The sequence below is a fragment of the Enterococcus diestrammenae genome (assembly GCF_049384045.1).
GTDB lineage: Bacteria > Bacillota > Bacilli > Lactobacillales > Enterococcaceae > Enterococcus_C > Enterococcus_C diestrammenae.
In genome coordinates, this window is the sequence record NZ_JBMRGR010000001.1 from 20,737 (window position 1) to 33,248 (window position 12,512).

Sequence of the window (12,512 nt, forward strand, 5' to 3'; positions counted from 1 at the left end):
GTATGGTAAAGAAAAGGGAGGGGATTCGGATGGATTTTGATGTCTTATTTTTAGGAAGTGGTCAAGGGGCTTGGAATGGTGCCATCCCGATGGCAAAAGCCGGACTGCGGGTCGGGGTTATTGAAGAAGGCTTGTTTGGTGGCGTGTGTACAAATCGTGGCTGCAATGCCAAAATTACACTAGATCGTCCTGTCGCTTTGCTTAGACAAATCGAAGCAATGCAAGGGCAAGGCATCACCGGGGTGCCCCAGTTGAATTGGGAAGATAATATGTCTCATAAACATGCCGTGATTGATCAGTTGGCGGCGGCGAATCAACAAAAATTAATCGCAGCGGGTGTCAAAACGATAATTGGTCATGGGGTATTTCAGGATGAACATACCCTCGTGGTTGACGGACAAAGCTACACTGCTGAAAAAATCGTCTTGGTTACTGGGCGGCTACCCCATCGACTGACGATACCTGGCAATGAACTATTTCATGATAGTACCGATTTTCTTGCGATGCCGCAGATGCCTGCACGGGTAACCTTGATTGGTGGTGGCTATATCGCCATGGAATTTGCCACAATTGCGAATGCTTTTGGGGCGGATGTGACGGTTATTTTGCGGGGACAACAGGCTTTACGGGATTTCTATCCGCCTTATGTGGAGGAAGTCGTCAAAGATTTAACACAACGAGGCGTGAAATTTCATTTCAATGAAACCCTTCAGGAAGCTCAAGAAACCAGTCAAGGCATTGAATTAAGGGGTGCCAATGGCTATCGTCATTTAACCGATTATGTGGTAGATGCTACTGGCCGTTTGCCTCGTTTGGAAGGGATGAACTTCGAAAAAATTGGCTTGGCTACTACGGCGGAGGGAATTCCTGTCAATGGCTATTTGCAAACTAATTTACCTCATATCTATGGGACAGGGGATGTGTTAGTGAAAACGGTTCCCAAAATTACGCCAGTAGCAGCCTATGAATCGCAATACCTGGCAAGACTTTTCACTGGAAAAACGACAGAGCCCATTCAATATCCGATCATCGCTCAAACTGTTTTTACCTCTCCACGAATTGCCACAGCTGGTGTGAGCCCGATGGTTGCCGCAGCCCATCCTGATCGTTACACCGTGACGTCTGTGGACTATGCTGCGAAAGACTGGTTTCATCAAGTGGGCAATGAGCCACTGAACCTGATTACTTTTGTTCATGATCAGGAAGGCTATTTAGTAGGGGTAACCAATCTTGGCCCAGATGCTGTAGAAACGGTGAATGGCTTATTGGACGTGATGAATCAAAAAATCAAAGCCCCTGATCAAGAAGAGCTAATCTATATCTTTCCTAGTCTCGCCCATTCTTATATGAAATACATTTGAGCTGTTTGACATTTCAAGCGTATGGGATGGCGAGTACTGCGGATAATGGTTCAGCGCAGAGTACACGATAAAAAGTGTCTTTGCGCTTTTTTTGTGGCGATTGTTTCGGTGTTATTGGTGAATATCATAGCCCCACTAATCACTTGTTTTGAAATGGGGGTTCGTTTAGCGACTTGGCGACAGACCCTTGAAGTGCTGCCTTTTATCTGGCTTGTGGTCATCTTGCTAGTTTTGCTTACCCACGAGCCCGCTTCAAAACTGACAGCCAAAGTCATTGGCAAAGGGGACCGTTTTGCTGCCCAAATGATTGTCAATTGTTTGATTATTGTGGTGATGATGTCAATTATTTTAACGGTTGTTGCTACTTGGATTGGTATGAGACAATTCTCACTTATGCCGATTGAGCAGTTCTTTTTATGGCCAAGAAATTTCAGTATTTCATTTTTTGTCGAGTTATGCATTGCACAGCCTCTGGCAAGATTTGTCCTTTATAAAAAGCATCTTCTGTGTGATCGTAAATAAACGTGTGGATGCTTCTTGTTGCGGTGGTGCATCTAGCTAGTATCTGGTAAGTGATCCCTCTCAGCTTCTTCGGGATTCTTTAGAGTATCTTAAGCTGTGGCAGATTGCAAAGAGGTGAGTAAGCCGATATACTTAAGTTGAAGGAAGCGTTTTCTTTATGCTGTAGCGTGTCATTTTATAGGGAAAGTCAGGTGTAAAGTGACTGTTGCAAGGGTATGTGTAGCGGCTGAGGGCGTCATAAATCAAAGGAGAAAACCATGAAAACAGATTACGGGTCTTGGAAAGTCGCAAGGGGGCAAATGCGTGGGGGACGGCGTTTGAGTTGGGTCAACTTGGTCTTGGGAGGAGTTCTCGTCTTTTTGTCATTGATGGTTGGTGGCCTTTTTAGTAACGCCGAGACGTTGGACCATTCCCGCTTTTTTAAGGCGGAGGAACAGGAGGTACTTAGGTTTTGTCGTCTCGATGTCACTCAAGTAACGGAGGCAAAAGAGGGGACTAACAAAGTATTTAAAGAGCAGCTTTGGGCAACCACGGCGCAGCTGCAGTCACAAAAACAGGGGCAGGTACTGGTTCGTCACCTTGATCGGGAGGGGCAACAACTGCTTCCAGACTGCCTTTTGACGGGGAAACTTGGCACGGCGTATCAAATCAAAGGAGATGGATTCCGGAATTTTTGTTTGGTGGCAACTGAAGGGTCCCCGACTGGTCAATTTTCCGCAAGACGGCAAACCCTTACCTGTATCTACGAAGAACAGCAACCTCCCCGCAAGCATGCTAATCAAGGTATACTAGGGGGGCAACAACAGCAGCGAAGACAGCATGACAATCAAACAAAGCCGGGGCAAGTAAAACCTTCGCCTCAGACACCTGCCGAGCCAGCTGAAGGAAGCCAATCGGCAGATCCTGCTGTTGGGTCTCAGACTAGACGGCAGCAACGGATTCACCCTCAATCTCCCCACCATTCTCCAACGCGTCAACATCATGGTAGGCGCTAGTCATTGGGCAAGGGAGCTGTTGGCGAAGAAAGGCTCTTTGAAAGAGGGACTCATTCCTTTGGGAGGAGTCCTTTTTTATAAAAAATTCAGCTTCAGAAAGGCTGATGTATCGGGAATTAAGAGGGGGATCATGACATCATTTTGCTGTTACAAAAAAGGGGGATTTAGCTCCGTAGAATTGAATTGACAGTAGATTGATTTTCCTTATTTTGACTGCTGTGAGGAGACTTTTAACGGTTACATACCTGAAAAAAATAGTGGAGGGATGGTCTAGTTAACATGTATAAAATCGCTTTTTTTGATATTGATGGGACTTTGGCGGACAATGAATTGCCTGCTGACATGGGGATTTATCGACGGATTCCCGCTTCTGCTAAAGCGGCTTTGGTGAAGCTACAGGAGTTGGGAATCGAACCAGTGATTGCTACCGGGCGGAGTCATCAGGTGATTGCCCCCTTGGCTGCGCAGTTGGGAGTGACAAGTATTATCTCCTCAAATGGGGCACATGTGGTGTACCAAGGCCAACTGCTTGTCACGCATCCTTTGGGGCCGGCTACTTTGGCTGCGGTGAGAAAACGAGTGAGCGCCACTCAACGTCCGTACATGCTGGAGTCAGCGGCAGCCCTCTATGTCTCAGATTTGCGACTTTTTGCTGATGAAAAAGGGGAACAGCCCCTTTTACCGGTGACGGAGTTGGGACAACAGGCTGATTTGATTTTACAAGTCAGTTGTCGTGGTGTGGATGGGAAAAGCTTGGACCCCTTGCCAGTGGAAGTGAAGGCGGAAAAAGTCGCTCCGGCAGTCGTGGATATTCATCTGGCGCAGGTTTCGAAAGCCACCGGGATTCAAGAGATTTTGCAAAAGGTCGGCATTTCATCAGCTGAGGCCCTCGCTTTTGGTGATGAAGAAAATGACTTGGCGATGTTTGAAGTGGTGGGCTTGCCGGTAGCGATGGGCAATGCGTATGAGGCGCTGAAAGCCAAGGCGGGGCATGTGACGGAAACGGTGGGAAACCACGGGATTTGGGCAGCCTGTGTTGCGCTAGGTCTCTGGCAAGAAGCGTGGACTGACGCGAGGGACTACTAGATTCGCCTGTTTCTTTGCGGTTTTCCGTTATTTTGACGCGCATTTTTTTAATAATAAACGGAGATATTTAAGAATTGCTTTAGCTCTTTTCATCAGTCTCCCTTACGCAAATGAGAATCTTTTTCGTTTAGTTTGTGATAAAAAACACATTTATAACACAAGTCTTTTCCAAAAGTGTTGGGAAAGGCTTGTGTTATTTGCTTTAACTCGCTTCATGGAACAGCGATAGGCACAGGATTTGTGAAGTATTCCTTAGCGTTATAGTTGGATAACGAATGATTATTTCTTATTTATAGGGGATTCCCTTATTATCAGGGTTGTAGAAGCTGGTCAGATCGACCGAATAAGTTCAACTTATCACATTAATAAAAAAGGAGCCACTACCATGACTAAGAGTTATGCACTGACAGTCGCTGAAATGGATCAATTATTCGCGAAACTGTCAGAACGTTATGCCATCTATGCACCGACACGGCTGCACAACGGCGGTCGTTACGCCTTGGATGACACGATCCTTTACAAAGAGGTTACCAAGTATTCCGATATCGAATGGAAACAACGCTCAATCTTCTCCATGAAAGAAGTCTTGACGCCTTTAAGCCAAACCTTGTTTTATTTTACAGAAGACGAATTTAAAGAAGCAAAAGTCAAAGATGAACGGGATATCTTGATCTTTGGCCGTGCCTGTGACTTGAATTCTGTCAAAATCCAAGACCAAATCTTCTTGGAAAACGGTGGCGAAGAAGATTACTTCTATAAACGCCTGCGGGAAAAAGCCCACTTTGCATTGATGCAATGTGATGAACAATTTGATGGTTGTTTCTGCTGCAGTCTCGGAACCAATGTCACTGATTTGCATGATTTAGGCGTCGCTTTCGCTGAAGATGGGGCCAAGATTCAATTGACTTCTGATTTGTTTGCACAATATTTCACTGAAAATGATGAAACCTTGTTTGAAGTCAGCTTCCCGGAAGAAAATGACTTGAAAGTTGATTTCCCTCATATTGAAACGCAAGAAGAGTACCGTCGTCTGCAAGTTCACCCGATGTGGGATGAATATGACAAACGTTGTATCGCTTGTGGCAAATGTACGATTGCTTGTAATACTTGTACTTGTTTCACTACGACGGATATTTTCTACGGCGAAAATGCCAATGTCGGCGAACGTCGTCGGGGCTGTGCTTCTTGTATGATCGAAGGCTTCGATACGATGGCCGGTGACCATTGCTTCCGTAAATCTGTCAAAGAACGCTACCGTTTCAAGATTTTACACAAAGTTTATGCTCACGATGTGCGTTTCCATACAGGCCCGATGTGTACGGGTTGTGGCCGTTGTGACGCTGACTGTCCAGAACTGATCAGCTACTCAGCAACATTGGAAAAAATTAACAACGCCTTGGCGGAAATTCGCCAAGACATCAAGGAAGGAGTGCCGTTTAATGTGTGATAACTGTCAAAACCACAACCACGCTGGCACTGCAACAATGACCAAAGAAGCTAATCCGGTATTGCCAACACCTCATAAAATCATTGATATCATCAAAGAAACGGCGACAGAATGGACCTTCCGCATGGAAAACCATTTGCCGATTGAAGATGGTCAATTTATGCAATTGTCGATTCCACGAGTGGGGGAAGCACCGATTTCTGTTTCGGGCTATGGCGACGGTTGGTGTGACTTTACCATCCGTAACGTCGGTAAAGTGACCAACGAATTGTTTAACCTCCGCAAAGGGGATACGATCTTTATGCGGGGAGCCTATGGTCATGGGTGGCCAGTGGCAAAATTTGCTAAGAAAAATATGCTCGTCATCGCTGGTGGGACTGGGGTTGCACCAATCAAAACCTTGGTCGAAAAATTCTTCGCCAATCCAGAAGCGTACGGCGATATCTACTTGATCTTTGGCTTTAAAGATGCGGAATCCATCTTGTTCCGCCAGACCATCGACAAATGGAAAGAAGCACCAAACTTCCATGCAATCTACACTTTGGATCGCGATCAATACCAAGACTGGGAAACGGGTCTAGTTACCAAATTTGTGGAACGGGTACCTTTTGCTGATTTTGGCGACAACTACGAATGTGTCGTCGTGGGACCGCCTGTCATGATGAAATTTGCAACCATGAGCTTGGGCGAAGCAGGCATTCCTGATGAAAAAATCTGGGTGTCTTATGAACGCAACATGTCTTGTGGTATCGGCAAATGTGGTCACTGCCGTATCGATTCGACTTATGTGTGTGTCGATGGGCCAGTCTTCAACTATGCCTTTGCCAAAAATCTGAACGACTAGAGAGGGAACCAAAATGGAAGATATCAATATTAAAGAACTTCGTCAAATGTGTTACCGCCAGTCTAAGATTCCCGGTGAATTCTTATTGCAATTGCGCTGTGCAGGTAACTATATGGATGCAAAATGGTTGGAAATGGTGCAACATGTCTGCCAAACTTGGGGCAACGGCGATTTCCACATCGGAACCCGCCTAACTTTTGACATCCCTGGAATCAAGGCAAAATCAGTACCAGAAGTCAACAAATATATCGAACCATTCATCGTTGAAATGGAAGAAAATATGTGTGGCGTTGAAATGGATACCAAAAATGGCTATCCATACATCGGCCCTCGTAATGTGGTGGCCTGTGTTGGTGGGATTCACTGTATCAAAGCCAACGTCAACACCCAAGAAATGGCTCATAAAGTCGAAAAATTGATTTACCCAAATCCTTACCATGTAAAAATCGGGGTAGCAGGTTGTCCCAATGACTGTGTCAAAGCTCAATTCCAAGATATCGGGATTGTTGGTGTGACGATGCCTGTCTATGATGCTGACCGTTGTATCTCTTGTGGCGCGTGTATCAAAAAATGTCAAAAAGCTGCCACTGGCGTTTTGGAACCAGATGGTCGCGGACGGGTAGCCAAAGATTTGTGCTGCTGTGTCGGCTGTGGGGAATGTGTCACGGCTTGTCCAACAGGGGCTTGGAGCCGTCAAGAAAAAGTCTTCTATAAGATTTATATCGGTGGCCGTTCCGGGAAACAATACCCACGGATGGGCAAAATGTTTGCCAACTGGTTGAGTGAAGAAGCTGTTTTGGCCATTATTAAAAACTGGCCGGCATTTTCTGACATGGCTCTTGGTGGGAAAGCGGAATACTTGCACGGGGGTCACTTGATCGACCGCGCAGGTTACCATAACTTCAAGAACTTCATGCTTAAAGATGTCGAATTGAATCCAGAAGCGTTGATTGCGGATAATGTTTATTGGGCAGAGCAAGAATACCGGAGCAATATCCATTTGAAATCGTTGGATCGTCATATGAACGTGCAACCTTAAGCAAGAAAACGGTCACTTTGAGTTGCTGTTTTGCCCAGATGAGGAAGCAATTTTGACTTAACCTGATGGACTGCGGGCCCGCCTTGGACCCTGGTTGACCATTTCACGATGCCAGCCTGATAAGCAGTCCTTAGGTGAGGCTGAAAAACCACTTTTGCTATTCAGAGGATGGCGAAGTGGTTTTTTTTGAAGTGAGGCCATATCTTTAAAAGAAGTTACCGGAAGAAATGTCTGGTAAACAGAACAAGTTGTAGTGATTTTTTTGTGGGTGCCAAGAGACGAACGCGGTGGTTGGCCTGTTGGTTTCTTTTTAAGGAGAAAACCGCTAATATAGAGAAAGAAAAGGCCTTTGTAGTGGAAACTAAGCAAAGGCAAAGGAGCAGACTATGAGTAAAGTTTATCTGGTGGGGGCTGGTAGCGGTGACCCCGCGTTATTGACCATCAAAGGACGCCGGGCTTTGGCTCAGGCAGATATCGTATTTTATGATCGGCTGTTGAATCCACTGTTGTTGTATTTGGCGCCAAAAACGGCCGAGTTGGTCTTTGTCGGCAAAGCGCCTGATCAACACGCCATGAAACAAGAGGCCATCGAAGCTGCTATGATTGCCGCGGCCCAAGCCGGTCAGACGGTGGTACGTTTAAAAGGGGGCGATCCGGGCTTTTTCGGTCGTGTAGGGGAGGAAATGGTGGCGTTAGCTGAGGCCAACATCCCTTATGAGGTTTACCCAGGAGTGACGAGTGCCAGTGGTGCCAGTCTTTACGCTGGTTTTGCAGTAACCCATCGCCACTTGGCGGAAAAGTGTCTGATCGTGACCCCGACGGCCAAATTACAGGCATTTGCTAGTGAACCAATCGCCCAGATTGCCGCCGGTGGCACGGTGGTCATCTATATGGGGATGGAACGTTTAGCCGATTTGACCCAGATTATTTTAGAACAAGGAGCCAAAGCCGATTTGCCGGTGGCGGTGATTCGCTGGGGGACTTGGGGACGACAGGAAAAAGTCGTGGGAAACTTATCAGATATTGCCAATAAAGTGGCAGATCATGGACTGACGAATCCCGCCTTAATCATTTTGGGACCCACGGCGCAGTACGCGGCAGCGACTTCTTGGTTTGAAGAATTACCCAATTTTGGGCAACGACAGGTGTATGTGACAGAAACGGCTTTATCCTTTGATGAGATGTTGGACTTTACCGATGAGGGAGCGGATTTTTACCCGGTTTTGGTAGGGGCAGCACAAGATGAACGGTTTACGCCGCTGCATCAGCGCTTGCTCCCAGAATATTTGGCAGATCCACAAACTCAAATCAGCTATCATGGGCCAGCCGCTGAAGTGTTATTTCAACAGTTGCAAGCGTCAGTAATGGAGGCAAATCATGAAAACTGAATTCAAAATTGGCACTCGGAAAAGTAAATTGGCCCAAATTCAGACCGACCGGGTGATAGCACAGTTAGCCGCCGCTTTTCCAGAATACCGCTTTACCAAGGTATTGATGGAGACCAAAGGGGATTTGGACCGGAAAACGGATTTGGTGCAGATGGGAGGCCAAGGGGTTTTTGCCAAAGTGATTCAAGAGGCTCTCTTGGCAGGAGCGCTTGACATGGCGGTCCATAGTGCCAAAGATTTGCCCTCTGTAGAACCACGAGGATTGATAATTGGTGCCTTTCCCGAACGTTTGACGGTGACCGACAGTTTGATTTTGCGGGAACCCTACCAGAGTCTAGCTGATTTACCAGTACAAGCAGTGGTGGGCACAAGTAGTCGCCGGCGCCGTTTTCAATTGGCTAGCCAGCGTCCGGATTTGCAGTTGCGCTCATTACGAGGCAATATCGATACCCGTTTAGAAAAATTGGTGAGTGGCGAGTATGATGCCATCGTGATGGCGCAAGCGGGAATAAAACGCTATGGCCTCCCGATTCAAGAAAAAGGGTTACATGAATTTCCTTTGCCACTGCCGGCGTTTCTACCAGCCATTGGCCAAGGAGCGATTGCGGTGGAATGCTTGGAAGATTCAGCAGCAGCGACACTTTTGCAGGCTATTGATGATGTCAAAGTTCGTGAGGCGTTAACTTGTGAACGGGCATTTTTAGCGGTTTTCGGACTGGGGTGTAATGTTCCTTTGGCGGGCTATGCGGAGTGGTCAACCGGGACAAATCCAGAATTGCATTTTACCGGATTATTAGGCAATGAACGCACCAGAGAAGCGATTGAAGGCGCTTCTTCCACGAAGGCTGGCGGTTTTTCAGCCACCGAACTGGGAGAAAGTGTGGCGCATGCCATCTTAGAACAAGCGGATTTCTTGCCAGAATAGGGCAAGCGCCGACTGCAAATGATGGGTTGGGATTTGCAGGGAGTCATTAGACAAGGAGTGTATCATCGTGCTGGATTACCATTATCTGACGTTTTTGACCGTCTGTGAGACGTTGAATTATACGGAGGCGGCGAGACGGCTGAACTTGACTCAGCCGGCAGTTTCCAAACATATTGCCCAGTTACAAGAAGAGCTGGGCGTGACATTGTTGGAATACAAGCAAAAACGGCTCTATCTGACGGAAGCAGGCCAATACCTGTATAAATTAGTCGCCCATATGAAAAAAGAAGGGGACTTAGGGTTAAGCTCGATATTCGATGATGACCGGCCGTTACCTATCAGTTTGGCTTGTACCTTTACCATCGGCAATTTTTTGATTGCGCAGCCTCTGATGGGATTGTTGCAACGCTTTCCCAATACACAACTGAATCTAGTGGTGGAAAACACCCGGACGTTGTTGCGGGATCTGAGTTTGGATCAGGTGGATTGTGCGTTTGTCGAAGGGCACTTCGACCATAAACAGTACCAGCATCGTCTCTATCGGCGGGAACCCTTGGTAGCTGTCGCTGCTCCGACGCATCCTTTGGTAGGACAGGAAAAAGTCTCGTGGGAAGATTTACGGGACCATCAATTGATTACGCGGGAAATCGGTTCGGGCTTAGGACGTTTGGTGGAGGATTTGTTATCAGCTCACAACTTGTCCTTATCTGATTTAAATACGAGCCATATCGGTAATTACCAAGTGATCAAGGAATTTGTGATGAACGGTTTAGGGGTGGCTTTTTTATATCGCTCTGCGGTAGTGAAGGAGATTGCCAATGGTTCTTTGAAAGAATTGCACTTTGATACCCCCTTACCGGCACCGGAAATGTACTTTATCTACAAACGACCCAATGCCGCGGTGGAACGCATTTTAGCCAATTACGATTTGTTTGAAGAATCACCTTTTTTGTAAGTGAAAAACTTGCTTGACTGAAATCCAGTGACGCGGGTCTGTGTAAGCTAGTCATTCTTAGTCCCACTACTAGTGAAAGGCTTCTCCAAAAAGTAAGGCGATCCGTTTTTTTCAGCGAAACCACGAAGAATTCTCGGTAAGTGTTGGGTTGTTTTTTCCTAGTTAGTGGACGTTTGCACATTTTTGTTGCACACTAGACCTAGAAAAAAATTGGTTAAGTATGTTGAATCGACAAAAGAGGAGCGTTCAAAATGGCAAAAATTGGTTTTATCGGAACGGGGAATATGGGACGTGCGATGGTGAAGGGGTTGGCCCAATCAGGGTTGTACCAGCAACAGGATTTGTATATTTATGACCGGAACCTCGCCGTCGCCAAAGAATTGGCGCAAGATTTAGGGATTCAAAGCACGGAGACCCCACAAGCATTAGTAAAAGCCTGTGACCGGATCATCTTTGCAGTCAAGCCCAACGTTTTACCGGCTGTTTTAAGAGCACTAGTCCCTGAAGTCACAGCGGATAAAGTGGTAATTTCAGTGGCTGCAGGGATTTCCCTCGAAAAACTGGCAAGTATCCTGGGAGCGGATCACAAAATAGTGCGGGTGATGCCCAATACACCGGCTTTGGTCGGCATGGGGATGTCTGCGGTGACGCAAAATGACCAAGTCACACAAGCAGAATTGGCCGAAGTACTAGCCATTTTTGCTAGTTTCGGTAAAGCAGAAGCCGTCTCAGAATCCTTGATCGATGCGGTGGTCGGGGTCTCTGGCTCGGCACCTGCCTATGTCTATCTTTTTATTGAAGCCTTAGCGGACGGCGCTGTCATGGAAGGCATGCCCCGGGCGCAAGCCTATGAGTTTGCGGCTCAAACCGTGATGGGATCCGCTCAAATGGTTCTGGAAACAGGCCAACATCCCGGTGAGCTGAAGGATATGGTTTGTTCACCAGGGGGGACCACCATCGCTGCTGTCAAAACCCTTGAAGAAGCCGGCTTCCGAGCAGCAGTCATCCAAGCCGTCCAAGTCGCAGCCGAAAAAAATCGGGAAATGGCCGAAAAAAGCGCCGCAAGTAACAAGTAACTAAAAAGAAGCGTTTGATGTTTTAAAAATCCTCGCTGGCTGTGCCGTAGTCAGCGAGGGTTTTGCGTATGTATTTTTGAAGACTAAGTGTCGGTTATCCCACACTGGAGACTTCGAAATCAGATACGGAGGAAGAAATATGAAGGAAAGCTGTCAGCTACAAATGGACTTTCAAAAAATCGAGAAGGATGCCCCTGAGTTTCAGCAGGGCTATCGACAAGAATTGTTACGCTTGGAATTTTCAGAACTTTTACAAACGTTGCGGCAGGAGCAGGGACTGTGTCGGAAACACTTTGCCAGTTTGGTAGGGGAAAAGGAAGCGGTGATTGCTGATATTGAAAATGGTCTCTGGGAACCGTCTTTATTTACCATGCAAAAGCTACTCTTACCTTTAAATCTACGACTAAGTATCCAGGCAGTTCCCTTGTGTGCTCCAGTACCAGAGCAGGAATAAGACACGCTAAGGCAGGTAATCAAGTCCGCCAAAGAAGCCATCTTCCTAGTGGGAGGTGGCTTTTTAGCTGATGTATCAGGAATTAAGAAACAAAGCTAATCAATCGATTATCGACAAAGTACGTCTGCCCGCTTTTCATAGAGATTAAAAGAATTAAGGTTGTCTTAGTTTTTATTTGCTGCCCTAGAAAAAATTGAACAAACTTCGTGGCGCCTCACGGATAGCCGGCTCAGCTTGCAATCTTTTTTGAGTAAAGAAAAAAGGGGATAAGGAAGGCATTTAAGGAATTAAACTAAAACAATTTTAAAGAGAAGCGCTTCGATAATCGTTAGGATTTAGCGTCTGTTTCATGTCTTTTATTTCACAAGTGGGAGCTTTCGCGATAAATTCTGATTAAAGGAAGCTAATAATAAGTTCAAC

General features: G+C 46.5%; 12 protein-coding genes. All 12 read left to right on the forward strand.

Translation table 11 applies throughout. The annotated features are described in order from the left end of the window. Window positions 1-29: 29 nt before the first annotated feature. The gene (locus tag ACO03U_RS00115) at window positions 30-1,361 is read left to right on the forward strand and encodes a dihydrolipoyl dehydrogenase family protein (RefSeq protein WP_204684944.1); all 1,332 of its coding nucleotides are present in this window, start codon (window positions 30-32) and stop codon (window positions 1,359-1,361) included. Between the two features lie 45 nt (window positions 1,362-1,406). Then, window positions 1,407-1,883 (forward strand): hypothetical protein, encoded by a 477-nt coding sequence (locus ACO03U_RS00120; RefSeq protein ID WP_204684987.1) that lies wholly within the window; start codon window positions 1,407-1,409, stop codon window positions 1,881-1,883. A 257-nt stretch (window positions 1,884-2,140) separates the two neighbouring features. Continuing rightward, window positions 2,141-2,878, forward strand: coding sequence for a MucBP domain-containing protein (locus tag ACO03U_RS00125; RefSeq protein WP_204684943.1), 738 nt, complete (start codon window positions 2,141-2,143; stop codon window positions 2,876-2,878). A gap of 279 nt (window positions 2,879-3,157) precedes the next feature. Continuing rightward, on the forward strand, window positions 3,158-3,964 hold the full coding sequence (locus ACO03U_RS00130; protein WP_204684942.1) for an HAD-IIB family hydrolase: 807 nt from the start codon (window positions 3,158-3,160) through the stop codon (window positions 3,962-3,964). 385 nt (window positions 3,965-4,349) lie between these two features. After that, entirely contained in the window at window positions 4,350-5,411 is a 1,062-nt protein-coding gene (asrA, locus tag ACO03U_RS00135) for an anaerobic sulfite reductase subunit AsrA (protein WP_204684941.1), read from the forward strand. Next, window positions 5,404-6,255 (forward strand): anaerobic sulfite reductase subunit AsrB, encoded by an 852-nt coding sequence (asrB, locus tag ACO03U_RS00140; RefSeq protein WP_237583951.1) that lies wholly within the window; start codon window positions 5,404-5,406, stop codon window positions 6,253-6,255. The genes asrA and asrB overlap by 8 nt, the downstream gene beginning before the upstream one ends. Window positions 6,256-6,268: 13 nt before the next feature. Next, window positions 6,269-7,294: a sulfite reductase subunit C gene (asrC, locus tag ACO03U_RS00145; RefSeq protein ID WP_161869876.1), complete on the forward strand. Its 1,026-nt coding sequence runs from the start codon at window positions 6,269-6,271 to the stop codon at window positions 7,292-7,294. A gap of 386 nt (window positions 7,295-7,680) precedes the next feature. Next, a complete protein-coding gene (cobA, locus tag ACO03U_RS00150; protein WP_204684939.1) occupies window positions 7,681-8,682 on the forward strand; it encodes a uroporphyrinogen-III C-methyltransferase in 1,002 nt (333 codons plus the stop codon). Continuing rightward, window positions 8,672-9,607: a hydroxymethylbilane synthase gene (gene hemC / locus ACO03U_RS00155; RefSeq protein ID WP_204684937.1), complete on the forward strand. Its 936-nt coding sequence runs from the start codon at window positions 8,672-8,674 to the stop codon at window positions 9,605-9,607. Before cobA ends, hemC begins: the two co-directional genes overlap by 11 nt. 67 nt (window positions 9,608-9,674) lie before the next feature. Further along, window positions 9,675-10,562: a LysR family transcriptional regulator gene (locus ACO03U_RS00160; RefSeq protein ID WP_204684933.1), complete on the forward strand. Its 888-nt coding sequence runs from the start codon at window positions 9,675-9,677 to the stop codon at window positions 10,560-10,562. A 251-nt stretch (window positions 10,563-10,813) separates the two neighbouring features. Then, complete coding sequence (gene proC, locus ACO03U_RS00165; protein ID WP_204684931.1) at window positions 10,814-11,638, forward strand: pyrroline-5-carboxylate reductase; 825 nt, start codon at window positions 10,814-10,816, stop codon at window positions 11,636-11,638. A gap of 139 nt (window positions 11,639-11,777) precedes the next feature. Next, window positions 11,778-12,092 carry a helix-turn-helix domain-containing protein gene (locus tag ACO03U_RS00170; RefSeq protein ID WP_204684929.1) on the forward strand — a complete coding sequence of 105 codons (315 nt, stop codon included), beginning with the start codon at window positions 11,778-11,780 and terminating at the stop codon, window positions 12,090-12,092. Window positions 12,093-12,512 lie beyond the last annotated feature (420 nt).